This window comes from Nitratireductor sp. GISD-1A_MAKvit, assembly GCF_040819555.1.
Taxonomy (GTDB): domain Bacteria; phylum Pseudomonadota; class Alphaproteobacteria; order Rhizobiales; family Rhizobiaceae; genus Nitratireductor.
This window is the reverse complement of record NZ_CP161920.1, coordinates 915,580-941,153: the sequence shown is the minus strand read 5'-3', so window position 1 is coordinate 941,153 and position 25,574 is coordinate 915,580. Positions and strand designations below refer to the sequence as shown.

The window sequence follows — 25,574 nt, the reverse complement described above, 5'->3', positions numbered from 1 at the left end:
CAGCAGGGCGCATAGGAGCCCGACTGATGAGTAATTTGTTTTGGCTGACGGACGAGCAAATGGCTCGTCTCCGGCCGTATTTCCCCAAGAGCCATGGCCGTCAGCGTGTTGATGATCGCCGCATTCTGAGCGGGATCATCTTCGTCAACCGCAATGGGCTCAGGTGGTGTGATGCGCCGAAGGAATACGGCCCCGCAAAGACGCTTTACAACCGCTGGAAACGCTGGGGTGACAAGGGCATCTTTCTCCAGATGATGGAAGGCCTGGCTGTGCCTGATACTGCGGAGCGCAAGACGATCATGATCGACGCGACCTATCTCAAGGCCCACCGCACGGCTTCCAGCCTGCGGGTAAAAAAGGGGGCGCAGGTCGCCTGATTGGGCGCACGAAAGGCGGCATGAACACCAAGCTTCATGCCGTAACGGATACGAATGGTCGCCCGATCAGTTTCTTTATAACGGCGGGACAGGTCAGCGATTACACCGGTGCTGCCGCCTTGCTTGATGAACTTCCCAAGGCCAAATGGCTGCTGGCCGACCGTGGATACGATGCCGACTGGTTTCGTGACGCTTTACAAGCGAAGGGGATCACTCCCTGCATTCCGGGTAGGAAATCCCGAAACAAGACCGTCAAATACGACAAGCGCCGCTACAAACGGCGCAACCGGATCGAGATCATGTTCGGGCGTCTCAAGGACTGGCGGCGTGTTGCTACCCGCTACGACAGGTGCCCAATGGCTTTCTTCTCAGCCATCGCTCTCGCCGCAACCGTCATCTTCTGGCTCTGATCAACGAGTCATCGGGTAATTTGTGGCCGCTTCCCTCGGAGCTGACAGATGGCTCACACTTCTGGCTGTCGAAAGCTGAAGGAAGGAAGCAGCCATGAAACATTATGCCGGACTGGACCTGTCGATGGAAACCACGCAGGTCTGCGTGGTCGACGAAAGCGGTAAGAAAATCGCCTTGATGAAGGTCGAGAGCGCTCCCGCCATGATCGCACATGCATTGCGCGAAGCTGGCGGCGTCGAACGAGCGGTGATCGAAACCGGCCGCATGTCGCCGGCAATGTGCCATGGGTTGCGGGCTCTGGGCATTCCCGTCGTCTGCATCGATGCGCGGCAGGCGCATCAGAGCCTGAAAGCATTGAAGGCGAACAAGACCGATCCTCATGACGCAGCAGGTCTGGCGCAATTGGCCAGAACGGCTTCTACAAGGAGGTGCATGTCAAATCCCCTGCCGCCCATGGCGTGCGCAGCGTCATCACGACCCGCAACCACCTTGTCGAATCCCGGGTACGGCTCGACAACATGATCCGCGGCCTGTGTGCGACCTTCGGCTTCAAGCCTGGTCCCGGTCAGGGCAAGGCTTTTATCGACCGCGTGATGGAGGCAGCCAACATACCCCGGCCTCGGCCAGAGCATCACCGCGCTGCTTGCCGTGAGAACTGGGCTAATGAAGCAGATTAAGGAAATGGATCTGGTGCTGCGTGAGTTCGCGCACCGTTCCCAGCCCTGCAGGCAACTCATGAGCATCCCTGGTGTCGGCGTTCAAACCTCTGCTGCTTTTGCCGCTGCCATCGATGAAGTCGGCCGCTTCCGACAATCTCGCACCGCCGGCGCGTACTTCGGGCTCGTCCCCAGACGTCATCAATCTGGAGAGATCGATTGGACAGGGCGCATCACCAAGCAAGGCGACAGTATGGTGCGCAAACTTCTCTACGAAGCAGCCAACTCGATCCTCACGCGCACTCGTGGCAGCTTTGCCCTCAAGGTGTGGGCCATGAAAATCGCGAAACGGCGTGGTTTGAAAAAGGCACGCGTGGCGCTTGCTCGCCGTCTTGCCGTCATCATGCATGCCATGTTGCGCGATGGCACTTTGTTCGAAGCATGAGATGAGATAGAATCTGATTGCCAGCGGTGATGCCGGAAAGCTGATCCGAAGGCGGTGTCCCGAGAGGGAACGCAGGGACGAGCGATCTGCGAAGGTTACCGGATGGGGAAGAAGCCCGCTTCGAGTCAATGCAACGTTCGGCCTTGTGAAACCCGATACAGCACGATCGCTGCTTGCAGCCATCAGTGCGGACAGATCCTTGAAACCCTCAAGGGAAACACCGCCAAGCTCTGCAAATTACAGATCCTGACCCTAAGGAATTCCGCCTCCATGTAAATGAAGTCGAGGTCTCGCGCGAAGATGAAGCCGTCATCCTGCGTCCCGAGGCCGATAAATGACACCGTTGGGCTTCGCTGTACGCCGCTGTCGCGCGAGATGACGATAGTAAGGAACAACACAGGGAATTCTCCTACGTTCCAGACCTGCGCCTTGAAGATTAGGCCATCATTTAGCCCCGGGCGTCAGTGAACTCCCTCTCGCTTTTAATTCGTCGGCGGCCCCTAAATCTCACGCAGACCTATCGAGCCAATTCCGCCGTTTTCCTGTATTTACACGCTACGCTACGACGCCTGCCGAAACTTCTTGAACTGCCGCGCTTTGTGGCTCTTTTAGTCATCCCCATCCGGGGATCGCCAATCACCTCCTCCCCGGCGGAACGGGGATGAGATGGCCGGAAACAACCAGAAACGGGCAACGACCGAACGCGGCGCGCGCATGCTGCGAACCGCGCTTGGGCCTGCCATCTCAACTCTCCTGCAAGACAAGTCCATCGTCGAGGTGATGCTGAACCCCGATGGTCGCATCTGGATCGATCGGCTGTCCGAGGGCCTCGCCGACACCGGCGAGCGGCTGACCCCGGAGGACGGTGAGCGTATTATCCGCCTCGTCGCCCATCACGTCGGGGTCGAGGTCCACGCCCGTTCGCCGCGGGTCTCGGCCGAGCTGCCCGAAACCGGCGAACGGTTTGAGGGGCTGTTGCCCCCCATCGTCGGCGCGCCCGCCTTCGCCATCCGCAAGCCCGCAGTGGCGATATTCAGCCTCGACGACTATGTGGCGGCCGGCATCATGAGCGCCGCCCATGCCGCCACGCTGCGCAATGCCGTCGCTTCCCGCGCCAATATCCTCGTCGTCGGAGGAACTAGCACCGGCAAAACGACGCTCACCAATGCGTTGCTCGCCGAGGTCGCCAAGACGGCAGATCGCGTCGTCATCATCGAGGATACTCGCGAGCTGCAATGTGCCGCACCGAATTTGGTGGCAATGCGGACCAAGGATGGCGTGGCGACGCTTTCCGATCTCGTTCGCTCCTCGCTGCGCCTGCGCCCCGACCGTATCCCCATCGGGGAGGTGCGCGGCTCCGAAGCCCTGGATCTGCTCAAAGCCTGGGGGACCGGGCATCCCGGCGGTATCGGGACCATCCATGCTGGTTCCGGCATCGGCGCGCTACGGCGTCTCGAACAACTCATTCAGGAAGCCGTTGTCTCTGTCCCGCGCGCCCTCATCGCGGAGACGATCGACATAGTAGCAGTCCTTGCCGGGCGCGGTTCCGCGCGTCGGCTGGCCGAACTTGCCCGCGTCGAAGGGCTCGGCCCGGATGGCGATTACCAGCTTTCGCCCGCCCTTCCAGACCCCACCCCAAACGAGCCTTCAGGAGAACCCGCATGATTCGCCGCGCCTTCCGCACCCGCCGCCACATCGCAACCGCCGCTACGTTCACCTGGGTCGCGTTGATGACCTCTCCGGCACTCGCCTCAGGCTCATCCATGCCCTGGGAAGCGCCTTTGCAGTCGATCCTTGAATCCATCGAAGGCCCGGTGGCGAAAATCGTCGCCGTCATCATCATCATCGTGACCGGCCTGACGCTCGCCTTCGGCGATACCGGCGGCGGGTTCCGGCGGCTGATCCAGATCGTCTTCGGCATTTCGATCGCGTTCGCCGCCAGCTCCTTCTTTCTCAGCTTCTTCTCCTTTGGTGGCGGGGCGCTGATCTGATGGCGACCGTTCTCGAACAGCTCGACGCCGTGCCGGGGTTCACCGCCCCGGTTCATCGCGCGCTCAGCGAACCCATCCTACTGGGCGGTGCGCCGCGTTCGGTAGCGATCCTCAACGGCACGCTTGCCGGGGCCGTGGGTCTCGGCCTTCAGCTCTGGCTCGCCGGCATCCTGATCTGGGCAGCAGGCCATCTCGCAGCCGTATGGGCGGCGCGGCGCGATCCCCTCTTCATGGAAGTAACGCGCCGACACCTGCGCGTTCCGGCTTTTCTTTCGGTGTGAGGCGCAGGCCATGATGAACCTCGCAGAATATCGCCGTACCGCCGCGCGCCTCGCCGACTACCTGCCCTGGGTGGCGCTGGTCGGTCAGGGCGTCGTCTTGAACAAGGATGGATCGCTCCAGCGTAGCGCAAAGTTCCGCGGGCCGGATCTCGACTCGGCAGTCGCAGCCGAGCTGGTCGGCGTCGCCGCGCGCCTCAACAATTCCTTCCGCCGCCTCGGCTCCGGCTGGTGCATTTTCGTCGAGGCGCAGCGGTCCGAGGCTGGCACCTATCCGAACGACGTCTTTCCCGATCCGGCATCCGCGCTGGTCGATGCCGAGCGCAAGGCCGATTTCGAGGAGGAAGGCAGCCACTTCGTCTCCGACTACTATCTGACCTTCCTCTGGCTTCCACCCGCGGAGGACGCCGCCCGCGCCGAAAGCTGGCTCTATGAAGGCCGGGAGACCTCCGGCGTCGATCCCTGGGAGCTGGTGCGCGGCTTCGTCGATCGCACCGATCGCGTGCTGGCGCTCCTCGACGGCTTCATGCCCGAGTGCCGGTGGCTCACCGACGCCGAGACGTTGACCTATCTTCATTCGACCGTCTCGACCAAACGGCACCGCGTCCGTGTGCCAGAGACCCTGATCTATCTGGACGCGCTGCTCGCCGACGAGGCGCTGACCGGCGGGCTCGAACCGCGCCTCGGCGCCGCGCATCTGCGCATCCTCACCATCACCGGATTCCCGAGCATCACGACGCCCGGCCTGCTCGACGACCTCAACCGGCTGGCTTTCCCCTATCGCTGGTCGACCCGCGCCATTCTGATGGACAAGACGGACGCGACCAGGCTGCTCACGAGAATCCGCCGCCAGTGGTTTGCGAAGCGCAAGAGCATCGCCGCCATTCTGAAAGAGGTGATGACGAACGAGCAATCGGCGCTCGTCGACACCGATGCCGCCAACAAGGCTGCCGATGCCGACCTGGCGCTACAGGAACTCGGCGCGGACATCGCCGGCATCGCCTATGTCACCGCGACCGTCACGGTCTGGGACGCCGATGCCGCCCGCGCCGACGAGAAGCTGCGGCTGGTCGAGAAGGTCATCCAGTCCCGCGATTTCAGCGTGATGGTCGAGACGGTCAACGCCGTCGACGCCTGGCTCGGCTCCCTGCCGGGCCACGCCTACGCAAATGTGCGTCAGCCTCCGGTCTCGACGCTCAACCTTGCCCACATGGTTCCTTCGTCCGCCGTGTGGGCGGGGCCGGAACGGGACGAGCACTTCGGCGCACCCCCGCTGCTGTATGGCAGGACCGAAGGCTCCACCCCGTTCCGGTTCTCCCTTCATGTCGGTGATGTCGGCCACACCCTAGTCATCGGCCCCACCGGCGCTGGGAAGTCCGTGCTTTTGGCGCTCATGGCCCTGCAATTCCGTCGTTATGAGGGCGCGCAGGTCTTCGCCTTTGACTATGGCGGGTCCATCAGGGCAACCGCCCTTGCCATGGGCGCTGACTGGCACGATCTCGGTGGACGGCTCACCGAAAACGCCGAGATTTCCGTCTCGCTCCAGCCGCTTGCCCGCATCGAGCAGACGCAGGATCGCGCATGGGCCGCAGACTGGATCATAGCGATCCTAGCGCGCGAAGGCGTATCCGCTACGCCCGAGGCGAAAGAGCATATCTGGACCGCCCTCACGTCGCTGGCGTCGGCTCCCGTCGAGGAACGAACGATCACCGGCCTCTCGGTGTTGCTCCAGTCCAACGATCTCAAGCTCGCACTCCAACCCTATTGCATCGGCGGTCCCTACGGCCGGCTGCTCGACGCCGAGTCGGAAACCCTGGGCGAAGCCTCTGTCGTCGCTTTCGAAACCGAAGGGCTGCTGGAGACCGGCGCGGCTCCAGCCGTCCTCGCCTATCTCTTCCACCGGATCGCCGATCGCCTCGACGGCCGCCCGACCATGATCGTCATCGATGAAGGCTGGCTTGCGCTCGGCGATCCGGCCTTCGCCAAACAATTGGGCGAGTGGCTGGTCACGCTGCGCAAGAAGAACGCAAGCGTTGTCTTTGCGACCCAATCGCTCGCACAGCTCGAAAAGAGCAGCATCGCGCCGGCGATCATCGAAAGCTGCCCGACGCGGCTGCTTCTGCCCAACGACCGTGCCGTTGAACCGCAGATCACGGCCATCTACAGGCGCTTCGGGCTGAACGATCGGCAAATCGAGATCCTGGCCCGCGCTATCCCGAAACGGGACTATTACTGCCAAAGCCGCAGGGGAAACCGGCTGTTCGAGCTGGGCCTGTCCGAAGTCGGCCTCGCGCTCTGCGCGGCGTCCTCCAAGTCCGACCAGGCATTGATCGCCGATATCCTCGCCGAGCATGGCCGCGACGGTTTCCTCGCTGCATGGCTCACGGCGCGCGGCGTCGAATGGGCGGCCGATCTCATTCCCAACCTCACCAACATCACCGCCGCTGCGGAGCCCCTCGCGCCCGGCGCGGTGCTCGCGGCGGCGCTCGACCTCACCGATGCCCTTGAACTCGACCCAGAGGAGATCATGCCATGACCCGACACCGCTTTCCCCGTCTCGCCGGCGCTTCATTGCTCGCGCTGTCCCTTGCCGCGCCGATGGCGCTTTCGCCGGTCTTCACCACGCCGGCCCACGCCCTCTTCGGCTTCGGCCGGATCGTTTACGACCCGACCAACCATGCCGAGAACCTTCTGACTGCCGCGCGGACGCTGGAGCAGATCAACAACCAGATCACGTCGCTCCAGAACGAAGCGCAGATGCTCATCAACCAGGCGAGGAACCTGGCGAGCCTCCCCTTCAGCTCGCTTCAGGCGCTCCAGCAGAATGTGCAGCGCACCCAGCAGCTTCTCGGAGAGGCGCAGAACATCGCCTTCGACGTTCAGTCGATCGACAGCATGTTCCAGCAAGACTACGGCAAGCTCTCCCTCTCGGCCACCGACAGCCAGTTGATCGCCGATGCGCGCAGCCGGTGGGAAACGACCGTCGGCGGCTTGCAGGACGCGATGCGTGTCCAGGCCGGGGTGGTCGGCAACATCGACACCAACCGCTCGCAGATGTCGGCCCTCGTCGGCGAGAGCCAGGGTGCGACCGGCGCGCTTCAGGCAACCCAGGCCGGCAACCAGCTCCTCGCCCTGCAAAGCCAGCAACTCTCCGACCTCATTGCCGTGATCTCGGCCAATGGCCGGGCGGATGCCTTGTCCGAGGCTGAACGCGCCACGGCGGCCGAGCAGGGCCGCATCCAGCGCGAACGCTTCCTGACGCCCGGCTCCGGCTACCAGCCGGGCAATGCAAGCATGTTCAACAACTGACAGGCCGGAAGGGGGACATCATGGACGGCAAGGTGCTGGCCCGGATCGCGGCCATCATATTCGTCGCCGTCGCCATCACGGCGACGATCATCGAAATGACCCGCGAGGAAAAGACCGGGCCGGCGCCGGCCACGCCTGCGCTTCAGCCTGCAGCCGATCCGCTGCGGCTGGAACAGCGTCGTTGCCAGGAGCTGGGTGAAGCCGCCGCAAATGACGCCGCTTGCCTGCGCGTCTGGGCCGAGACCCGCGATCGCTTCCTCGGCCGCTCGCCCGCACCGGCAGCTCCTGCCCCGAACGAAGGGCGGTGAGCGCATGGGCGGCACCGGAGTAATCGACAACTTTCTCGGCATCTTCACCAGCTACATCGACAGCGGGTTCGGCCTCCTCGGCGGTGAGGTGGCCTTCATCGCCAGCACCTTGATCGTGATCGACGTGACGCTCGCCGCCCTGTTCTGGGCGTGGGGCGCGGATGACGACATCATCGCGCGTTTGGTCAAGAAGACCCTCTTTGTCGGGGTGTTCGCCTACATCATTTCCAATTGGAACAACCTCGCGCGCATCGTCTTCGAGTCGTTCGCCGGCCTCGGCCTCATGGCGTCCGGCACCGGATTCTCTACCGCCGATCTGTTGCGTCCCGGCCGCGTCGCCCAGACCGGCCTCGATGCCGGCCGGCCGCTGCTCGAATCCATCTCGGACCTTATGGGCTGGATCGCGGTCTTCGAGAACCTCGTGCAGATCCTTTGCCTGTTCTTCGCCTGGGCGCTGGTGATCCTCGCCTTCTTCATCCTGGCGATCCAACTCTTCGTCACCCTGATCGAGTTCAAGCTCACGACCTTGGCGGGATTCGTCCTCATTCCTTTCGGCCTGTTCGGCAAAACCGCGTTCATGGCCGAGCGCGTGCTGGGCAACGTGATCTCCTCCGGCATCAAGGTGCTGGTCCTGGCGGTCATCATCGGCATCGGCTCCACCCTCTTTGGACAATTCACCGCCGGCTTCGGCGGCGCGACGCCAACAATCGACGATGCCATGGCAATCGTCCTGGCGGCCCTTTCCCTTCTCGGCCTCGGCATCTTCGGGCCGGGCATCGCAACCGGCCTCGTTTCCGGCGGCCCGCAGCTCAGCGCCGGTGCTGCGGTCGGAACCGGCCTCGCTGTCGGCGGCGCTGCCGTCGCGGCGGGTGGCGCCACCATGTTGGCCGCGCGCGGTGGAGCCGCCGCTCTTTCCGGTGGTGCGGCACTGGCGCGTGGCGGCGCAACGGCCGCCGGCGCAGCATCCTCTGCCTATACACTCTCCTCGATGGGCGATACCGGCGCGGCCAGCGTTGCGGCCGGTATCGGCGGTGTTGCGCGTGCCGGTGTAACCGCCGCCGTCTCTCCCCTGAAACGCGCGGCTTCCCGAGCCGCTGACAGCCTCAAATCCAGCCATGACGCCGGCGTCAAAGCTGGATTCGAGAAGACCGGCGGCAGTTCTTCCATGGGAACCATCGGTGGTGGCATCTCGTCGAGCCCGGCGAGCACTCCGTCTTCCGATGGAGCGCCAGCCTGGGCGCAACGCATGCGCCGCAGCCAAGCTCTGAGTCACGGCGCCTCGGCCGCCGCCCATGCCGTCCGATCCGGTGACAGTCACGGCGGCGGCGCCTCCATCAGCCTTTCCGAAAGCGACCGCACATGAACATCTTCAAACGCCCCACCACCCATTTCGGCAAGACGCCGGAACCCGTCACGCCCTATCAGAAGGCAGCCCAAATCTGGGATGAGCGCATTGGCTCGGCGCGCGTGCAGGCCCGCAACTGGCGCTTCATGGCCTTTGGCTGCCTGATATTGTCGGCCGGCTTCGCCTCGGCGCTTGTCTGGCAATCGGCCCGAGGCACCGTCGTTCCATGGGTGGTCGAAATCGACCGCCACGGCGAGGCCCGCGCCGTCGAATCCGCCATCGCCGACTATCGGCCCACCGACCCTCAGGTCGCCTGGCACCTCGCCCGCTTCATCGAACAGGTGCGCAGCCTGCCATCCGACCCGATCATCGTCCGCCAGAATTGGCTTCGGGCCTATGAGTTTACGACCGATCGTGGCGCAGTAGCGCTCAACGACTATGCGCGGGCGAACGATCCATTCACCCGCGTTGGCCGCGAGCAGGTCTCCGTGGAGGTCTCCAGCGTCATCCGCGCCTCGCCAGACTCCTTCCGCATCGCCTGGACCGAGCAGCGTTACGAAAACGGGCAACTTGCCGCCACCGAACGCTGGACAGCGATCCTCACCATCGTCCTCCAGCAGCCCCGCACCGCCGAGCGTCTCCGTGCAAACCCCCTTGGAATCTTTGTCAACGCGATCTCGTGGTCGCGGGAGATGAGTCAATGACCAGAAATTCAGCAAAGGCCGGACATCCGGCTTTCCGTAAACCCGCAATGGCGGCTTGCCTGCTTGCAGCAACAGCGCTCGCCGGATGCGCCACCAACCGCACGCCGCAGTTCAGCTACGACGATAACGTGCCCCCATTGCCCGTGGTGCGAACCTCGGCGACCAACGACACCCCAAGGCCGCTCCATACCCCTCCGGCCTGGAGGGTCGCGCGGGGCGGAGCTGCAGCGGGCACACCAACAGGACAGGTGGGCAACGCCAATGCGGCTGCGCGTGTCGAGCCGCGCCGCGAGGGCTATTACAATGCGATCCAGATCTATCCCTGGTCGGAAGGCGCGCTGTTTCAGGTCTATGCCGCTGTCGGACAGATCACCACCATAGCGCTGGAGCCCGGCGAAAGCCTGACCGGCGCTGGCCCGATCGCTGCGGGCGATACCGCGCGCTGGATCATCGGCGACACTGAAAGCGGTTCGGGAACGACGCGGCGCGTCCATGTGCTGGTCAAGCCGACCCGCGCCGGCATCTCGACCAATCTGGTCATCACAACAGATCGCCGAACATACCTCATAGAGTTGCGCGCGAGCGACGAGACGTGGATGCCTGCGGTCGCATGGGCCTATCCTGCGCCGCCCGCCACCCAGCGCATGACCACGCCCCCCGCTCCGATCATTCCGGCCGAGACTGCGCGGAACTACCGCTACGGCCTCTCCGGCGACAACCCGCCCTGGCGGCCGATCTCCGTCTTCGACGATGGGCGCCGGGTCTATGTCGTGTTCCCACGCGGCATCATCCAGGGAGAGATGCCGCCCCTGTTTGTCATCGGATCGGGCGGCGAACCCGAGATCGTTAATAGCCGCATCTATCAGAACGTCCTCATCGTCGATCGCCTCTTCGGCGCGGCCGAACTGCGGCTGGGCTCCGGCAACCGGCAACAGACCGTCAGGATCGTCCGCGTTCAGCCCGGCCAGACCGCCGCCGCGACCAGCAGACAAGGCACGGCAACGGGAGGGTCGCCGTCATGAGCGAGACCGAAGGCCGGAAGGAGGAAGGGATGGAGCTGGCCGGAGCGGCCAACGACAAGGCGGGCTCCATGCGCCTGCGCGCCGAAGCGCCGCGCGTCACGCGCATCTCGCGCAAGGTTCTCATGGGCGCGGGCCTGGTTGCCGGTATCGGCATCGGCGGCGCGTTGATCTATGCGCTTCAAGGCGTCGATCGCGGCGGGCAGCCCGAGGAGCTGATCTCAACCGATCGCCGCCAGACCGCAGACGGCTTGCAGGGGCTTCCCGGCAGCTATGGTGACGTGCCGGTCCTCGGCCCGCCGCTGCCCGGAGATCTCGGCGGGCCGGTGCTGCGCGCCCGCGAGGAAGGCCAGCCCATCCCCGCGACCCCGATGCCGGTTCCCGCGGCCGATCCCGAGGAGCAGCGCCGCCTCGCCGAGCTGGAAGCGGCCCGCACCAGCGAGATCTTCTTCCAGATCAGGGCAGGCCAAAACACTGGCTCGCCGTCGATCCCGGCCGTTCCGGGCATGTCCGGCCTGGCGGGCGCCGCAACGCAGGACAGGCACCTTGCCTTCCTCAATGCCGAGGTGGATCGACGCACCGTCGCGACGGATCGTGTCATGGGACCCGCGTCGCCTTACATTCTTCAGGCCGGCGCGGTGATCCCTGCCGCGCTAATCACCGGCATCCGTTCGGATCTGCCGGGACAGATCACAGCCCAGGTGACGCAGAACGTCTATGACAGCCCGACCGGCGCGCTCCTGCTCATCCCACAAGGAAGCCGCCTCATCGGCGAATACGACGCCGGCGTGACCTTCGGCCAGCGCCGCGTCCTCTTGGTGTGGAATCGTCTCATCCTGCCCAACGGCCGGTCCATCGTGCTGGAGCGCCAGCGCGGTGCCGATGCGTCGGGCTATGCGGGCCTGGAAGATGGAGTGGACTACCATTGGTGGGATCTGATGAAGGCGGCGGGCCTCTCGACGCTTCTTGCCGTCGGTGCGGAGCTGGCCACGAGCGATGAGGACCGTCTTGTCCGCGCCATCCGCGAAGGGGCGCAGGACACGGTGAACCAGGCCGGCCAGCAAATCGTCCAACGGCAGCTTCAGGTCGCCCCAACGCTCACCATTCGCCCCGGCTTTCCGGTCCGCGTGATCGTCGCCCGCGATTTGGTCCTCGAGCCCTATGGAGCGCATTGATGAGCAATCTCAAACTCGGTCCATTGCCCAGACTCGGCGTGGTGCGCATCACCGTCTCGCTGCCGGAGCCACTGAAGGAGGAACTCGACCTCTACGCCGCCGAATATGGCCGGCTCTATGGCGAGGTCGATACCGCAACCCTGATCCCCCACATGCTCGAATCCTTCCTGCGGTCGGATCGCGGCTGGCGGAGCCGCAAGGCCAAGGCTGTTGGTAAATCACGACCCACGACCGGAGGCCAGCCTGGCGCGGTCGGCCGGACGAATCCGGCCGACACCGATCATTGAGCACGCCGGCCCTTGCTGCTTGACGGCCAGTTCCCGCGCGAAGCTCAGGAAGCGCCGCAGGGCCGGATTGTCGCTTGAGGGTGACCAGACGGCGCTGAACGGCACGATGTCCTCGTTCGCGGTCAACGGACGCAGGGTCAGATCAGCATGGGACATGCTGGTCCAGCCCTGGGAAACCAGCGTGATGCCCTCGCCAATGGCGACCATGTGCATCAGCGTCTCGACCGTGACCTGACGATAGCTCACATCAGGATAGGTGCTGTAATCGGCGATGCGGCGCACGATATAGTCATGGACCTCCGGACCGGGCTCCATACTCGAGACGATGAACTGCTCCTGCCGCAGTTGCGGCCAGTCCACGGCATTGCTGTCCGCGAGCGGATGCTCGGCGCTCATGGCCACATGGACCCGCTCGCGCCAGAACTCCTCGACATCACAACCGGCAAGCGGCGCGTTGCCGGTAAAGAACGCGACATCCAGCTGCCGCGCACGGATTGCGCGCAGATGATCCTGTCGCCCGCCATCGAATATAACGAGCCTGACACCCGGATAGCTTTGACGATAGGTCGCGATCAGTTCGCGAAGGAATCCGCCACCAAGTGTGGTGATAATCCCGACTTTGACCGTGCCCTCTTCGACCCTGCCTGCGGCGCCGGCGCGTTGCAGGACGGCCTCCGCCATCTGGAGAACAGGAATGATGTCATCGAGCAGCTGGCTGCCGGCATCGGTGAGGCGCACCCCGGAGGTGGAGCGCTCAAACAGGGAGATGCCGATAGCATCCTCGAAATTGCGTACCTGACGGCTGACGCTGGACACTTTCATTCCAAGGGCGCCGGCGGCACCGGAAAAACTCATCTGCTCGGCAGCGGCGAGGACATAGCGCAACGCCCTCATATCAAATGGAAGTCCGTCCGAAGGCCAACGTACAGGCCGCTCCCAACGTGGCGCGTTCGATTTCTCCATCGCCGGCCATCCTCCCTCGTGTCCCTCTCCCTTCGTTCGCGCTAGGTTTCCTCGTTGGCCGCTCCCATCGCAGTCCTTATAAATGAGACAGCATCCTCGCTCGCCCATTCGGCCGGACCGTTCATATGGGCGAGAAGACACCCCTCTCCATTAACCAACAGCGTAACCGGCAGGCCCAGCGCTAAGCCCTGCTTCTTAAGGCCGTTGAATAGGGAGAGTGTCTGTTCGCTATAGTATCTAAGATTGTCGATCCCGATTTCCTTGAGAAAAGCCAGCGGTTTGTCATTTCCGCCGGTATCGAGGTTTACGGCAATAACCTCGAATTTTTCGCCTCCCACTTCATTTTGAAGTGCGTCGAGCGCCGGCATCTCCTCACGACAGGGAGCGCACCATGTCGCCCACAGATTAATCAGCAGCGTTTTTCCCTCGAAGTCGCCGACGCTTACTGGTGATCCGTCCGGCCCACTGAATGTCATTCCACGCATAGATCGCGGCTTTTCTGTCGTAAGCATTGCCGCGACCGCGCCCTTTGAGGCACTCCTTATCGCCGTCAACTGATCTGGCGAAACTGAGCAACTATCCGATACCGCGGCTTCAGCGACGCTCTTTTGCCTTTCATCGGAAAAGCCGCCTGATACCAAAATGCCACCCAGTCCGGCCAACATTCCAGCAACCATAGCTAAAACTATCCAGACACCGGTAGACGGCCCGGCGTTGTCTTTTGCCATTTGTAGCAACCTCCCGATTATTGATTCGCCATTACGCCACGAGCGCTGATCAGTATTTATCCATCCCGTTGACGGATCAGGCGCTTCAACTTCGAAAGCATGACACTCGCTTCTTCCTCGTAGTCCATGGTGCCGAAAAACCTTCCGTCCGCATCCATGAGGATAACGCTGGCCGTGTGATCCATCGTATAATCACCACCCTCGAGCGGGACCTTCGCATGGTAGATCTTGTATGCCTTTGCGACGGAATCGATCTGTTCGGCGGTGCCGGTAAGCCCGATGATGCGGTCATCGAACGCCTCGAGATACTGCTTCATCTCCTCAGGCCCATCGCGCTCTGAATCAACAGAGACGAACACGAAATTGAGCTTGTCCGCATCCGGACCGAGCTGCTTTGCTAATGTTGTCAGTTCGAACAACGTGGTCGGGCACACATCCGGGCAGTATGTGAAGCCGAAGAAGACTGCGCTCGGCTTGCCTAGCAGATCTTTCTCCGTCACTGTCTGGCCTTCGGTTCCAACCAATTGGAACGGCCCGCCTACAGTGGCGACACCAGTGCTTCGGAACTGAATATTCGGTTGTCGCTCCTTGGAGATGATAGTAACGGCTGCGAGGGCCATGCCGACTGCAAGCACCGCAGCCGAAAGTAGTCCGATCGTTCTCCCTCGCATCAGTTTTCTCCATCATGCGATGACGCAGAGCCACCCTGATGATCCGACTGCGCCTGGCCGAGGGCCCCGGCCGCGAACTCAACCTCTACCGAACCGGCCAACTCAAACTGAAGAGTGACTGGCACCATGTCCCCTTCTTTGATCGGCTTGACGAGGTCGATCAGCATGAGATGGTATCCGCCTGGGGCGAGCTCAATCTTGCCACCGGCGGAAATGACCATCCCGTCAGGCACCGGGCGCATTTTCATAATGCCGTCGCTCATTTCCATTTTGTGGATTTCGACGCGTGATGCCGCGGTAGAGCTGGCCCCCACGAGCCTGTCAGTCACGGCCCCATTGTTGACCGCGTCGAAATATCCGCCGCCAACCTTTGCTGCCGGAGACGTAGCACGTGTCCAGGGATGATTAATCACGATGTCGCCAACACGAAAATCATGCGCGAACGCTGTGGATGCAGAGACGAAGGCGGCAGTTGCCGCGAGGATACGGATATACTTGAGCATTGATTTCTCCATGCAACAAAACGAGCGCAGGAACGCGCCGGATCGATTTTCTGTCAGATGAAGAATGAAGGTGGCGCCCGCGCTCCGAGGGACGGGACGACGAGTATGTCCGGCGGATCACCCTTTTCGAGCGGCTGCATGCGCTCTCCGGGCGAACCATGCGGTATCAGCGCAAGCAGATCTAACCATACCGGAGGCACCGTCGGCCCTGATGAAGCGGCAGACTTGCAAAGTGCCGCGCAACAGTCCTTACCGAGAAATCCGAGCGGGTTATCCGGGCTGCTATATTTGTTGCCGGACGGCGCACAGATGACGAACACTGGTGCAGACGGGCTGATAATCATAACCGTCTTGGCGTAAGCCGATGCCAGGCCCTGAAGCAAAATGAGGTAAGCAAGCAAGCCGACGGCGAGACCGGTTATCCAGCATCCACTTCTTATTCCGCGTGCAAGTTGCATGGCTAAAAGCTTAACTGGCCCCGTCAATACCGTCGATGTGACATGTCGCAACACTCAATCGGCGGCAACTCGGAATGAAACGACATAATGAGCGTCGCATGGAACAAGATCTCTAAAGGATTATAGAGCTTTCATGCAGCGGGATGGCAGCACCTTCCTTTGGTTCAGGCTTTGCGCTGCCATCCAGTATTGATTTGTCAGACAGGTTCAGGCCGCCGGAACGGCATTCAGAAGTTCGTCAAATAGCTTCTTTGCTTTAGGAGGGTGTTTGGCTGCTCTGGCGTCTTCCAGATTGACGGGAGCTCCAACAGAAATGAGCATCACCATTCCCATTCCGTAGTGAGGTGCGCATTTCACACCATAAACTCCTTCCTTTTCGATAGTGATGGTGATTTCCTCATTGAGTTTTCCTGCAAACGCCTGAGCTCCTTCGGGAAGCATCTCCTTGATGCTAACTGCGTTGTGAGACTTATCTGTAGGAACGAATGTCACCGTGTCGCCGGGAGCTGCCCGAACAAAGTCGGGTTCATACACCATGGGACCTTTCTTTCCCTTGTTCAGCATCTGGACCTTGTGATTGGTTCCGGACTGTGCGCGCGCAGACAACCCAGACACGACCGTAAGCGCAGTTGCACCTGCGAGTATCTCGCGTCTTGTCAGCATATCAAACTCCTTGATGTTGTTAGCGGTGAACTCGTTCCCCTTGCCTGACTCCTTTCGGTCAGGTTGTTTGCGATTTTTGCATCGGTTAACGAGCGAGGGACGTCCTGCTCTCTCGGCGTTAGCGAATGCGAGATGCGATAGACCGATGCGGGCGGAATGTTTCGGATGACGCTTCCGAGCAATTCAGCTTTCAATCCGCATTTAAGAAGGATGCCTGCAGGAACAGGGCAGCGTATGCCATAGGTGAACTGAAACATGTGGCCGCTCGGCTCAAGCCTGAGCGCCGCGCTCCGGACGATCCGGTAGATGCTCCGGGCAGACATCGACAGAAGTGGCAGACCGCTTACGATGGCATCGTATTTTGCATCCTTATCGACCCCTGCCGCCGACAGGCGCGCGGCGTTGCCTCGAACGATCCTGATGCCGGGGAAACGTTCAGAGAGCAAATCTGCGAAACATTCATCCAGTTCGACCAGGGTTAGTTGGTCCCGAACAAGCCCCCGCGCCAATAGGGCCTCTGTAAAGACACCTGTGCCTGGTCCAAGCTCAAGGACCCTTCCGTCGGTGTAACCGACTGCATTTGCCATAAGCCCGGCCAGAACCGGGCTGGAAGGCATGACCGCGCCTACCGTCAGCGGATCAGCGACCCAACGGCGAAGAAACGTCAGATATTGCGACCTCTGAAACACTATCGAGCGCTGCCTATGTTCGGATTCCCCGCCATGCGAGAAGGCGCATCGCATTGGCGGTGACGAGAACGGTTGCGCCGGTATCAGCAAGGATCGCGGGCCAGAGCCCAGTAATCCCGAGCACGGTCGTTACGAGGAAAACGGCTTTCAGCCCAAGCGAGATAACGATGTTCTGCCAGATGTTGCTCATCGTCAGCCGCGACAGGGACACCATGTTCGCGACGTCTTTCACCCGGCCATGCAAGATCGCAGCATCCGCCGTTTCGAGCGCAACGTCGGTTCCACCGCCCATGGCAATGCCGATGTCGGCGGCGGCAAGCGCGGGCGCGTCGTTGATGCCATCGCCTACCTTGGCTACAAAACGGCCTTCCCGCCGCATTTCGCCGATCATCCGCTGCTTGTCCTGCGGCATCAGCTCAGCGCGAGCTTCCATTCCAAGCGAAGCGGCGATGGCTTTCGCGGTACGAGTGTTGTCGCCGGTGAGCATGACAGAGTCCGCCCCGAGTTCGCGCAGAAGCGCGATACCCTCTTTTGCGTCCTCGCGCGGTTCGTCGCGCATAGCGACCAGACCGGCAATCTCTTTGCCGGCAAGAAGCACGGAAACTGTCTTGCCTTCATCGTTGAGCGAGGCGATCCGGGCGGCAAGCGCGGCATCGATCTGAACCTCCTCTGCGGCCGCACGGGGCGATGCAAGAAACAGCTTTTCGCCGTTGAGCGTGCCAACCACTCCTTTCCCGCCAACCGCACCGGCCTCCGACGCAGTGGTCAGCGGCACGCCTTCGCTGTCAGCTTTTGCAAGGATGGCGACGGCAAGAGGATGGCTCGATCCCACCTCGAGCGCCGCCGCGAGACGCAGGGTCTCCCGTTCATCCCTTGCGACACCGATGATGTCGGTCACCTTCGGTTTGCCTTCCGTCAGGGTTCCGGTCTTGTCAAAGGCGACCCGGTTTACCTTGCCGAGATTCTCCAGCACCGAGCCGCCCTTCATCAGCAAGCCACGTCGCGCGCCCGCTGAGAGTGCGGCGGCGATTGCCGCCGGTGTCGAGATGACCAGCGCACACGGGCAACCGATCAGCAGGACCGCAAGGCCGCGATAGATCCACGTGGCCCATTCCGCGCCAACGACTAACGGGGGAATGATTGCGATCAGCGCAGCCACCACCATCACGCCGGGCGTGTAATATCTGGAGAAGCGGTCGATGAAGCGCTCGGTCGGGGCCTTGGTCTCCTGCGCTTCCTCTACGAGAGTGATGATACGGGCAATCGTGTTGTCGGCAGCAGCGGCCGTAACCCGCACCCGAAGCACGCCTTCCTGATTGACGGTACCGGCGAATACGTTGTCGCCTTCTTCCTTGCGCTTAGGCACCGACTCGCCCGTAACCGGCGCCTCGTCGACAGCACTCTCACCCGACAACACCACGCCGTCAGCCGGCACACGATCGCCGGGACGCACCAACACGATAGCGTCGACCGTAAGGCTCTCGGCCGGGACGGTCTTCGTCGCACCGTCTATCTCGAGCAGGGCCGTTTTAGGCATCAGTGTTGCAAGAGCGCGAATGGATGCTCGCGCGCGCCCGGTTGCAATGCCTTCGAGAAGCTCACCCACGAGGAACAGGAAAACGACAACCGCCGCCTCCTCGGACGCATCGATGATCACGGCGCCTACGGCCGCTACCGTCATCAATGTCTCGATCGTGAACGGGCTGCCGTTCAACGCGCCGAACAGGGCACGCCGGGCGATGGGGACGAGCCCGACCGCCATGGCAACGACGAAACCCCAAGGCTGCGTCTGGGGGTAAAGCTGTGCAAGGCCGAAAGCGATCGCCAGCGCGGCCCCGCATAATATGGTCAGTCGCGCCTTGGAGGATTTCCACCATGGCCCGTCAGAAGGTCCGTGATCGTGCCCGTGCAGGCCCGCGAGAGCGTCCGACTGGCCGGTGCTCTCACTCGAATGATTGTGAGTTCCCTCGGCATGATCATGGTCGCAATCGGGGCCGTGACGATGCACCGCGCCTTCCATTGCGACGGGAGAATCCGTCGCGGTAATCGGGACGGTCTTGTATCCGAGGCTACCAATCTTTTTGGCGAGTGCGTCTATGTCAATGCGGTCGCCATGGGTCACGGTCATTGTTCCGGCCACAACCGAAACCTTGACGTCTGCGACGTCGTTGAGGCGACGTACAGCAGTGTCGATCTTCGTGGCGCAGCTTGCGCAATCCATGCCCTCGACCCTGAAGCGGGTCTGGCGTTCAGCAGCACTCATGGCTGGTCTCCTGTCATACAGGAGCAAATTTATAAAACCTCAGGTGGCTGGAGGGTCAAGCACAATTATCGATTTGGTGCGGCTTGTTGACTTTTACCGACAGGTCCGTGAATTGGCAGATTTAATAGAGAAAGCGTGGGGGCATTTTGTCTGTTTGCCGTCGTCGTCTGGCCGACTTCTTCATTCCATTGGTCGCTCTGGCGCAGGTTATCTATTTTGGAGCCCAGCTCGGTTCGCACCTGCTTGCCCGTGATTTGTGGGCAGCGGACATGGCGAACTTTGTTCGGCCACACCTTCTCGCTGCGGGAATAGGGCTGTTTGCAACTGGCCTGCTGTTGCCATCCCGGCTAACGCGGGTGGGCGCTGTGATCTCATGTCTTGCTGCTATTTTTCCGTTCGTCTTCCTGCCCGCCCCGGCCAGCGAAAGCGACGGCGTTCGGTTCACGATTGTTTCCGCTAATGTCCTCTCGGACAATCGCAACCCACGACCGTTTCTCGCCATCGCGGAAGTCGCTTCGAGCGATATCATCGTGCTTCAGGAAGTGCGTCCCGTCTGGCAGGACGCGCTGGTCGACAGCGGATTATGGCGCTACGAAAGCAACCGCGACCTTCGGGCAAATACCGACATGAAGGTGTTCAGCCGCTTTCCGATCGTCAGCGAGGAGGTTGTCTCACCAGCAAGCCGTGACACGGGAGGCCGGCACCCGCTCAGGCTCGAGCTCCTGATCGAAGGCAGGCCGGTGGTTCTCTATGCTGTTCACGCGCAAACTCCGCGGAGGCCATCGATGTGGCGAGAGCGGGCCGCGTATTTTCGCGATCTGACACAAGCGCTACAGTACGAAGATGGTGATGCAGCTGTCATGATCGCTGGAGACTGGAATATGCCACCCTGGTCGCTCTTTTTTCAGGACTTTCTCGCAGAAACTGGCTACCGCACTACGGAATCCGCGTGGTGGCCAGCACCTACGCGATTTAGCACCCGCTTCGGCAACATACCCGCGCTGGGCACACCGATCGACAGGATTGTCATCTCGCCTAATATGGGGCTTGTCAGCCTCAATCTCGGACCGCGCTTTCAATCGAACCATCTTCCGGTTATCGCGCGGCTTTCTCTCCCCTAAATTTGGGTCCTGTTTCGCTTGATCAAACGGTTGCCAGGAAAAATCTCGTGCGCTCGCGAATATTGTTGTCTCTGCTGGCCGGTACCGCTTCCACCATTGCAGTTACTATTGCCGCAAATGCCATGCCGACCGGCGTCTTTCTGTTCCATCCTGGTGCCACGGCTCCTAGCGCAGACGAATGCCGCAGTCTTACTGTGCGTGTCCGGCCCTCCGTGGAAAAAGCTGAGGCGTGGTACTGGGGACGCGCGCCGTTCGGCTCGGATTTGGAGTTCTACATGTTCCTGAGTCAAACAAGGATGGAAACGACGTTTTCGGCCGAAGGCGACTACGACACGGGCGAGCTTCGCAATCTGCAAACGAAAGGCGATGAGACCACCTTTGACCTGATACCCGACGAACATCCCGCGGAAATCATAAGGGGATCGATCAGGCAGAGCGGCGACGGGTCGGTGTTTGCCATTACGCTATATGGCGTTCCCATGAGTGCGGCCGAAACGGACCGAGTTACGTATTACTGCAGCTTCGATGCGGACACGCAAACCTGATGGTCAGTGTTCGGTTGTGCAGAGATCGTGGTTCGCGAGCGATCTGATGACATAGCAATCCTTCATATGGCCATCGTGACACGTGCCGACCATCCGGGCGAGTTCGTGCTCGAGTCGCGCCAGTCGGTCGATCTTGTCACGAACCATATTCAGTTGGCGTACGGCAATCTGATCGGCATCCTTACACGGGCGCTCGGGATGAGCGCTAAGATCGAGGAGTTCACGGATAGCCTCAATAGTGAAGCCGAGATCACGTGCATGCTTGATGAACGCCAGGCGTTCCCCGTCCGACGGTTCAAAACGGCGCTGATTACCCTCCGTCCGGTCTGCGGGCTTCATCAAGCCCATTTCCTCATAGTACCTTATGGTCGGGACCTTCACCCCTGTCTGCTTTGACAGCTCTCCAATGGTCAGCAAACATTGTCTCCTTTTTCATTCTCAGCCCAGACTCATGTCCTCCCCGCCGCTCTGCAACAGGGCATATTGTCCGACGCGCTGAACTATTTGTGATCATCGTCAGTGAACGCAGACCTGTATCTTGGGCAATCCTCCGATTGGGCAATCATGAAGCCAAACCTGTACCACCTCCTCCTGACCGTAGCTTTGGTTCCCGGTTTTACAGCTGACGCCGGTGCTCGGGAAATTCAAGTATCGCACGAGAGTTCATCGCAAGTGCTTCAGATCGAGCATGCAGAGGTGCTCATCTCCTCCGCAGATACTTCGTCGTCGACGATGTATCTGACGATATGGAACGGAACGACATCCTCCGAAAATCTTGTCAGTGTCGAAAGCGACAGCTTCACCGGCTTTAGGGTTTCCAGAAACACCTTCGGCCGGCGTGAGCGAATAAGCAACGTTCTGACGATCCCCGGCCATGCCGAGCTGAAGATGGTGGAACCGGGAATTCATCTGGCGCTTGACGGATTTGTCGCCAATCCACTCCGGCCAAATACCATTCCAATCACATTACGCTTCGAAGGCGGCGGCTCCATCACGATGAATGCCAAAATTGTGCAGGACAAAGGAGACCTGACCCACCATCGTCATGGCGAACAAGATACCCCGTTCAAGTGATGCGCGATGACCGTAATCGGTCGGTAAATGCAACGCTAAAAAGCGCAGATAGATTTTCAAGACATTTGAATCTAATTTATCATATTGATTTTATTTGATTTTTCCCGCTTTCGCATAGGTTGTCTCCGTCAACAATCGGAGAGGCCGAGCAATGAGGATTATCTGGGGCGCAGCAATTGTTTTTCTCATGCTTTGCTCAGCAGCGCTGGCAAGCGCAGCGCATTACAATCCCACGCAATCCGGTCGCAATAACATGACGACGTTTGGGGTAACCTCGGTACCGTACGGCTACTATGACTACTGTCAGCGTTACAGTGATCGCTGCGCACGCCGGGCGGGCGGCACGATGATCGAACTGACGCGACCCGCATGGAGCGACATCGTTCGCATCAATGCTGAAGTGAACAGCATTCCCGCCTTCACGGACATGGAAATCTACGGCGTAGAGGAATTCTGGGAATACCCGACCAGCGCAGCGGATTGTGAAGACTACGCCCTTCTCAAACGCCAGCGACTGAACGAAATGGGCTATCCGCTGGGCGCGCTGCTGCTGACGACTGCACGAGATGCCAGAGGCGGCGGTCACGCTGTACTCACCGTCGTCACTTCGCTGGGAGACTTCATCCTCGACAATCTTGAACAGAAAGTTCTGCTGTGGAGCGACGCGAAGATCTACTTCCTCAAGCGCCAGTCTCAGCGCAACCTCAACCAGTGGGTGAGCCTGCGCACCGACGAGGAACTCCTTATATCGTCCGGCAACAGCCAGGCGCCTTCCACAGCTGCGACAAATGTGAAGAAGTAAACGGCGAAATCTCCGTATATCATCTCCATGGAATTGTGACCGAGAACCAGACACGCCAGAGCAAACACCAGTGTCAGAGCGCCGTAAGCGGCGACACCCGCAGCAAAGAACGAAAATACATAAAGCAGCATTAACTGGACCGCATGTCTCCCAAGACTGCGGTCCATTGTTTCACGGGAGAATGGAACCGACCATTCAAAGCTGGGTGATCCAGATGTTACCCCTGCGTCGACACCGCTACAGGAGGACGTGTCTCGACTCGTATGTGATACAGGCTGAAGCTGAACACAGCGGCGATGAAAAGGACGAGCCCGAGAAGCACGACCATGTTCATTTTTGATCGGCGGCGAGTGAGTCGCTGCGTTTCTTCACTACTCAGTTGTTCCAAAATCTTAACCGTTCCAAATTGTTAAGAAACTCCCCAAGCGGAGTTTTTCCCTTTAAACCTCGTCCGATGCGAGTAACAGGCGGGCCGCTGCGGTGATGTGTCGCTCGCGGATTTGTCAGGCGCAACGGGTCATTAACTATGATAGCTACAGAATACGGATGGTGTTCTCCGTCGCTTGGCGGATCGGGTCTGGTTCTGTTTCATGCTGTATGCGCTCAAAGCAATTTCTGTCGGCCTTGTTGTCATGTCGCTCAGCGGTTGCGTCTCGAGTGTGCTGGATGTCGACAATAAGGCTTCCCAGCCAATTCCCGCCTCGCTGGTTGCCGAGATGTCAAGAAAGTCGATGTCTCCCGCATCGCCGATCCTTGTTCGTATCTTCAAGCAGGAGAGCGAACTGGAAATATGGAAACAGGATCGTACCGGAAAATATGCCCTCCTGAAGATGTATCCCATGTGCCGATGGTCGGGAAAGCTCGGTCCGAAAACCCGCGAAGGCGACCGTCAGGCACCGGAAGGATTTTATCACGTCAATGCGGGAATGCTGAATCCCACGTCCCAATATTACCTGTCGTTCAATCTGGGTTACCCGAACCGGCTCGAAGCGGCATTGGGGTATTCAGGCGACGCCCTGATGGTTCATGGCGCCTGCACCTCCTCGGGGTGCTATGCGCTAACGGATGATGGGGTCGCCGAGATTTATGCAGTCGCGCGCGAAGCCCTGAAGGGCAGTCAACAATCCTTCCAGGTTCAGGCTTTTCCATTCCGCATGACGCCGCAGAATATGGCCAAGCATCGAGAGGATCCCAACTTCGAATTCTGGACCGACCTGAAGCGCGGCTATGACAGCTTCGAGGTCACCCGTCGCCAACCCAAGATCTCGTATTGCGGTGGCCGATATGTCGTGGATACAGATTTTGAGGGCGGTGAGCCACGCAGCCCTCTGGCCGCTTGCCCTCCGGCCATCAACCAGTCTCATCCTGCGATAGCCGGCCGCACACAGACTGACTTACGGCAGGCGGACCTGCTGGTTTCAAGCGGTAGCGCGTTGTCCGCGCATTCTTATGTAGACGGCGGCATGCATCCAAGCTTTCGCCGTCTGCTGGAGCGGAACGGTCAGGATGCGCTGGCTAAGCGAACCTCACCCCGTTCTTCTGTGCCCGTCAGCCGGCCCGCCGCAGCGCTCGCGGATCCTCACTCTCCGAACGAGTGACGGATATGTTGCGTGGTTTTCTGTCATTGCTGGCCGCTCTGTTGCTAACCCTGCATTTGAGCGCTGCCACGTCCATTGCGGCGCCGGCGACAGACGGTCGCAGCCTGGTTTCATCAGATCTCTTCATAGATACTGGAGACAGCTCGGAAATCTCTGCGGTCGACGACAACAATCCCGCACCGGTACCCCTCCCGTCATCCTGTCATGATCATTGCGCCAAACTGATGGTCTACACCGCATATCCCTCGGCCCCATCAACTGTTGAACTACGCAGCGATTTTGGCCAGTTCCGCTTGGAATCAGCCGGCGTATCCGGCTTGCTCCGACCTCCCCGATAGCAAGGCGCAAGGGGTGTGAATACGACGGCGGGCGAGTCTTTGTCCGTCGAGCAATGTATCGCATTTCGCCCTTCAGTACGACCGCAAATCGCGGCGATATTGTCAGCTATAAGGAGCGAAGATTTGAGCTCGAATTATCAAGACGTGATGCTATCACGTCGCAAACTTTTCACTGTGGCTGCGGCCGCGACCGCAACTGTGGTTCTGCCGGGCTGTGCGACAATCCAGGATGCGCCAGCCACTCCCGAACCCGAAAAACCGACCGTAGATGTCGGATATGCCCGGATGTACGGCGCGATGCCGGAAGAAGACTATCCCATCCCTGCTGTCGATTTAAGCAAGGTGAAACGTCGCTTCTATCGTCAGCTCGTCAACGATCCGACAGGCGAACGGCCTGGGACGATTGTAGTCGACACCTCCGCATTCCATCTCTACCTCGTGCTGCCCGATGGGAAGGCGATGCGCTACGGCGTGGGGTTGGGGCGTCAGGGTTTTACATGGTCAGGGGCTGGTGTCGTTCAATACAAGCGGCGCTGGCCGCGGTGGACACCTCCTGAGGAAATGATTGCGCGACAACCTGAACTGGAAAAATACAGCGCAGCCAATGGCGGCATGGATCCAGGGCTTAATAACCCGCTTGGTGCACGTGCGCTTTATATCTTTCAGGACGGCGTGGACACTCTTTATCGAATTCACGGCTCGCCGGAATACTGGACCATCGGCAAAGCCGTATCGAGCGGATGCGTCCGGCTGATCAACCAGGACGTCATCGACCTCTATAATCGTGTTTCGACGCCAGCGCCGGTGATCGTCCGTGGCAGTTCGACCGCTTAGCCGTCAGCATGAAAAATCA

The 25,574-nt window shown here is 60.6% G+C and carries 26 protein-coding genes and 1 pseudogene; 19 read left to right on the top strand and 8 right to left on the bottom strand.

Features of this window, described 5'->3' with window-relative positions; all coding sequences use genetic code 11:
* The first annotated feature begins 26 nt into the window (after nt 1–26).
* The 13 genes and pseudogenes from AB2N04_RS05800 to AB2N04_RS05740 all read left to right on the top strand — a co-directional run bounded on the left by AB2N04_RS05800 (nt 27) and on the right by AB2N04_RS05740 (nt 12,305).
* Nucleotides 27–787, top strand: a protein-coding gene (locus AB2N04_RS05800; RefSeq protein ID WP_367717616.1) for an IS5 family transposase whose coding sequence is annotated in 2 segments (ribosomal slippage) — nt 27–351 and nt 351–787 — 762 coding nt in all. Because the reading frame shifts where the segments join, the coding sequence is not laid out codon by codon here.
* Between the two features lie 94 nt (nt 788–881).
* Nucleotides 882–1,889: pseudogene (locus AB2N04_RS05795) on the top strand (IS110 family transposase).
* A 666-nt stretch (nt 1,890–2,555) separates the two neighbouring features.
* Nucleotides 2,556–3,554: a P-type conjugative transfer ATPase TrbB gene (gene trbB / locus AB2N04_RS05790; RefSeq protein WP_367717615.1), complete on the top strand. Its 999-nt coding sequence runs from the start codon at nt 2,556–2,558 to the stop codon at nt 3,552–3,554.
* The gene (locus AB2N04_RS05785; protein WP_367717614.1) at nt 3,551–3,880 is read left to right on the top strand and encodes a TrbC/VirB2 family protein; all 330 of its coding nucleotides are present in this window, start codon (nt 3,551–3,553) and stop codon (nt 3,878–3,880) included. Before trbB ends, AB2N04_RS05785 begins: the two co-directional genes overlap by 4 nt.
* Complete coding sequence (locus tag AB2N04_RS05780) at nt 3,880–4,161, top strand: VirB3 family type IV secretion system protein (protein WP_094514332.1); 282 nt, start codon at nt 3,880–3,882, stop codon at nt 4,159–4,161. Before AB2N04_RS05785 ends, AB2N04_RS05780 begins: the two co-directional genes overlap by 1 nt.
* A 10-nt stretch (nt 4,162–4,171) precedes the next feature.
* Nucleotides 4,172–6,694: a conjugal transfer protein TrbE gene (gene trbE, locus AB2N04_RS05775; protein WP_094514331.1), complete on the top strand. Its 2,523-nt coding sequence runs from the start codon at nt 4,172–4,174 to the stop codon at nt 6,692–6,694.
* On the top strand, nt 6,691–7,467 hold the full coding sequence (trbJ, locus tag AB2N04_RS05770) for a P-type conjugative transfer protein TrbJ (RefSeq protein ID WP_036589081.1): 777 nt from the start codon (nt 6,691–6,693) through the stop codon (nt 7,465–7,467). Before trbE ends, trbJ begins: the two co-directional genes overlap by 4 nt.
* Nucleotides 7,468–7,487: 20 nt before the next feature.
* The gene (gene trbK-alt, locus AB2N04_RS05765) at nt 7,488–7,775 is read left to right on the top strand and encodes a putative entry exclusion protein TrbK-alt (RefSeq protein WP_094514329.1); all 288 of its coding nucleotides are present in this window, start codon (nt 7,488–7,490) and stop codon (nt 7,773–7,775) included.
* A gap of 4 nt (nt 7,776–7,779) precedes the next feature.
* The gene (gene trbL / locus AB2N04_RS05760) at nt 7,780–9,138 is read left to right on the top strand and encodes a P-type conjugative transfer protein TrbL (RefSeq protein ID WP_094514328.1); all 1,359 of its coding nucleotides are present in this window, start codon (nt 7,780–7,782) and stop codon (nt 9,136–9,138) included.
* Complete coding sequence (gene trbF / locus AB2N04_RS05755; protein ID WP_094514326.1) at nt 9,135–9,824, top strand: conjugal transfer protein TrbF; 690 nt, start codon at nt 9,135–9,137, stop codon at nt 9,822–9,824. The genes trbL and trbF overlap by 4 nt, the downstream gene beginning before the upstream one ends.
* On the top strand, nt 9,821–10,846 hold the full coding sequence (gene trbG / locus AB2N04_RS05750; RefSeq protein ID WP_094514324.1) for a P-type conjugative transfer protein TrbG: 1,026 nt from the start codon (nt 9,821–9,823) through the stop codon (nt 10,844–10,846). Before trbF ends, trbG begins: the two co-directional genes overlap by 4 nt.
* Nucleotides 10,847–10,914: 68 nt before the next feature.
* A complete protein-coding gene (locus tag AB2N04_RS05745) occupies nt 10,915–12,018 on the top strand; it encodes a TrbI/VirB10 family protein (protein WP_094514418.1) in 1,104 nt (367 codons plus the stop codon).
* The gene (locus AB2N04_RS05740) at nt 12,018–12,305 is read left to right on the top strand and encodes a DUF2274 domain-containing protein (protein WP_094514323.1); all 288 of its coding nucleotides are present in this window, start codon (nt 12,018–12,020) and stop codon (nt 12,303–12,305) included. Before AB2N04_RS05745 ends, AB2N04_RS05740 begins: the two co-directional genes overlap by 1 nt.
* Here the strand turns inward: AB2N04_RS05740 and AB2N04_RS05735 are convergent.
* The 7 genes from AB2N04_RS05735 to AB2N04_RS05705 form a co-directional block, all read right to left on the bottom strand.
* Nucleotides 12,237–13,268 carry a LysR family transcriptional regulator gene (locus AB2N04_RS05735; RefSeq protein WP_367717608.1) on the bottom strand — a complete coding sequence of 344 codons (1,032 nt, stop codon included), beginning with the start codon at nt 13,266–13,268 and terminating at the stop codon, nt 12,237–12,239. The genes AB2N04_RS05740 and AB2N04_RS05735 overlap by 69 nt on opposite strands.
* Before the next feature lie 41 nt (nt 13,269–13,309).
* Nucleotides 13,310–13,996, bottom strand: coding sequence for a TlpA disulfide reductase family protein (locus AB2N04_RS05730; RefSeq protein ID WP_094514322.1), 687 nt, complete (start codon nt 13,994–13,996; stop codon nt 13,310–13,312).
* 56 nt (nt 13,997–14,052) lie between these two features.
* Nucleotides 14,053–14,616 (bottom strand): SCO family protein, encoded by a 564-nt coding sequence (locus AB2N04_RS05725; protein ID WP_367717605.1) that lies wholly within the window; start codon nt 14,614–14,616, stop codon nt 14,053–14,055.
* A gap of 50 nt (nt 14,617–14,666) precedes the next feature.
* The gene (locus AB2N04_RS05720) at nt 14,667–15,170 is read right to left on the bottom strand and encodes a copper chaperone PCu(A)C (protein ID WP_094514319.1); all 504 of its coding nucleotides are present in this window, start codon (nt 15,168–15,170) and stop codon (nt 14,667–14,669) included.
* Between the two features lie 665 nt (nt 15,171–15,835).
* On the bottom strand, nt 15,836–16,291 hold the full coding sequence (locus AB2N04_RS05715; protein WP_094514317.1) for a pseudoazurin: 456 nt from the start codon (nt 16,289–16,291) through the stop codon (nt 15,836–15,838).
* On the bottom strand, nt 16,285–16,908 hold the full coding sequence (locus AB2N04_RS05710) for a class I SAM-dependent methyltransferase (RefSeq protein WP_367717603.1): 624 nt from the start codon (nt 16,906–16,908) through the stop codon (nt 16,285–16,287). The genes AB2N04_RS05715 and AB2N04_RS05710 overlap by 7 nt, the downstream gene beginning before the upstream one ends.
* Nucleotides 16,909–16,993: 85 nt before the next feature.
* A complete protein-coding gene (locus AB2N04_RS05705) occupies nt 16,994–19,243 on the bottom strand; it encodes a heavy metal translocating P-type ATPase (protein ID WP_094514313.1) in 2,250 nt (749 codons plus the stop codon).
* A gap of 188 nt (nt 19,244–19,431) precedes the next feature.
* On the opposite strand from AB2N04_RS05705, the gene AB2N04_RS05700 reads away from it, so the two are divergent.
* Together AB2N04_RS05700 and AB2N04_RS05695 are read left to right on the top strand one after the other, a co-directional pair.
* Nucleotides 19,432–20,364, top strand: a complete 933-nt coding sequence (locus AB2N04_RS05700; protein ID WP_094514416.1) for an endonuclease/exonuclease/phosphatase family protein — start codon at nt 19,432–19,434, stop codon at nt 20,362–20,364.
* 47 nt (nt 20,365–20,411) lie between these two features.
* Nucleotides 20,412–20,909 (top strand): hypothetical protein, encoded by a 498-nt coding sequence (locus tag AB2N04_RS05695; RefSeq protein ID WP_367717600.1) that lies wholly within the window; start codon nt 20,412–20,414, stop codon nt 20,907–20,909.
* Between the two features lie 3 nt (nt 20,910–20,912).
* On the opposite strand, the gene AB2N04_RS05690 is transcribed toward AB2N04_RS05695, so the two are convergent.
* Nucleotides 20,913–21,326, bottom strand: coding sequence for a helix-turn-helix domain-containing protein (locus tag AB2N04_RS05690; protein ID WP_094514312.1), 414 nt, complete (start codon nt 21,324–21,326; stop codon nt 20,913–20,915).
* A gap of 102 nt (nt 21,327–21,428) precedes the next feature.
* Between AB2N04_RS05690 and AB2N04_RS05685 the strand changes: the two genes are divergently transcribed.
* The 4 genes from AB2N04_RS05685 to AB2N04_RS05670 all read left to right on the top strand — a co-directional run bounded on the left by AB2N04_RS05685 (nt 21,429) and on the right by AB2N04_RS05670 (nt 25,555).
* Nucleotides 21,429–21,983: a copper chaperone PCu(A)C gene (locus AB2N04_RS05685; RefSeq protein ID WP_143851076.1), complete on the top strand. Its 555-nt coding sequence runs from the start codon at nt 21,429–21,431 to the stop codon at nt 21,981–21,983.
* A gap of 151 nt (nt 21,984–22,134) precedes the next feature.
* Complete coding sequence (locus AB2N04_RS05680; RefSeq protein WP_094514309.1) at nt 22,135–22,785, top strand: transglutaminase-like cysteine peptidase; 651 nt, start codon at nt 22,135–22,137, stop codon at nt 22,783–22,785.
* Nucleotides 22,786–23,375: 590 nt separating this feature from the next.
* Complete coding sequence (locus AB2N04_RS05675; RefSeq protein ID WP_094514308.1) at nt 23,376–24,383, top strand: murein L,D-transpeptidase family protein; 1,008 nt, start codon at nt 23,376–23,378, stop codon at nt 24,381–24,383.
* Nucleotides 24,384–24,844: 461 nt separating this feature from the next.
* Entirely contained in the window at nt 24,845–25,555 is a 711-nt protein-coding gene (locus AB2N04_RS05670; protein WP_235819903.1) for a L,D-transpeptidase, read from the top strand.
* Nucleotides 25,556–25,574: the final 19 nt, after the last annotated feature.

What these genes read in the sequence shown, in the direction of transcription:
- trbE (WP_094514331.1), top strand. Translation starts at nt 4,172, where the DNA reads ATGATGAACCTCGCAGAATATCGCCGTACCGCCGCGCGCCTCGCCGAC.
- AB2N04_RS05710 (WP_367717603.1), bottom strand. Translation starts at nt 16,908, where the DNA reads ATGCCTTCCAGCCCGGTTCTGGCCGGGCTTATGGCAAATGCAGTCGGT.
- trbF (WP_094514326.1), top strand. Translation starts at nt 9,135, where the DNA reads ATGAACATCTTCAAACGCCCCACCACCCATTTCGGCAAGACGCCGGAA.
- AB2N04_RS05780 (WP_094514332.1), top strand. Translation starts at nt 3,880, where the DNA reads ATGGCGACCGTTCTCGAACAGCTCGACGCCGTGCCGGGGTTCACCGCC.
- trbK-alt (WP_094514329.1), top strand. Translation starts at nt 7,488, where the DNA reads ATGGACGGCAAGGTGCTGGCCCGGATCGCGGCCATCATATTCGTCGCC.
- AB2N04_RS05745 (WP_094514418.1), top strand. Translation starts at nt 10,915, where the DNA reads ATGCGCCTGCGCGCCGAAGCGCCGCGCGTCACGCGCATCTCGCGCAAG.
- AB2N04_RS05720 (WP_094514319.1), bottom strand. Translation starts at nt 15,170, where the DNA reads ATGCTCAAGTATATCCGTATCCTCGCGGCAACTGCCGCCTTCGTCTCT.
- AB2N04_RS05785 (WP_367717614.1), top strand. Translation starts at nt 3,551, where the DNA reads ATGATTCGCCGCGCCTTCCGCACCCGCCGCCACATCGCAACCGCCGCT.
- trbG (WP_094514324.1), top strand. Translation starts at nt 9,821, where the DNA reads ATGACCAGAAATTCAGCAAAGGCCGGACATCCGGCTTTCCGTAAACCC.
- AB2N04_RS05735 (WP_367717608.1), bottom strand. Translation starts at nt 13,268, where the DNA reads ATGGAGAAATCGAACGCGCCACGTTGGGAGCGGCCTGTACGTTGGCCT.
- AB2N04_RS05675 (WP_094514308.1), top strand. Translation starts at nt 23,376, where the DNA reads ATGCTGTATGCGCTCAAAGCAATTTCTGTCGGCCTTGTTGTCATGTCG.
- AB2N04_RS05715 (WP_094514317.1), bottom strand. Translation starts at nt 16,291, where the DNA reads ATGCTGACAAGACGCGAGATACTCGCAGGTGCAACTGCGCTTACGGTC.
- AB2N04_RS05680 (WP_094514309.1), top strand. Translation starts at nt 22,135, where the DNA reads ATGAGGATTATCTGGGGCGCAGCAATTGTTTTTCTCATGCTTTGCTCA.
- trbJ (WP_036589081.1), top strand. Translation starts at nt 6,691, where the DNA reads ATGACCCGACACCGCTTTCCCCGTCTCGCCGGCGCTTCATTGCTCGCG.
- AB2N04_RS05740 (WP_094514323.1), top strand. Translation starts at nt 12,018, where the DNA reads ATGAGCAATCTCAAACTCGGTCCATTGCCCAGACTCGGCGTGGTGCGC.
- AB2N04_RS05725 (WP_367717605.1), bottom strand. Translation starts at nt 14,616, where the DNA reads ATGGCCCTCGCAGCCGTTACTATCATCTCCAAGGAGCGACAACCGAAT.
- trbL (WP_094514328.1), top strand. Translation starts at nt 7,780, where the DNA reads ATGGGCGGCACCGGAGTAATCGACAACTTTCTCGGCATCTTCACCAGC.
- AB2N04_RS05730 (WP_094514322.1), bottom strand. Translation starts at nt 13,996, where the DNA reads ATGGCAAAAGACAACGCCGGGCCGTCTACCGGTGTCTGGATAGTTTTA.
- trbB (WP_367717615.1), top strand. Translation starts at nt 2,556, where the DNA reads ATGGCCGGAAACAACCAGAAACGGGCAACGACCGAACGCGGCGCGCGC.
- AB2N04_RS05705 (WP_094514313.1), bottom strand. Translation starts at nt 19,243, where the DNA reads ATGAGTGCTGCTGAACGCCAGACCCGCTTCAGGGTCGAGGGCATGGAT.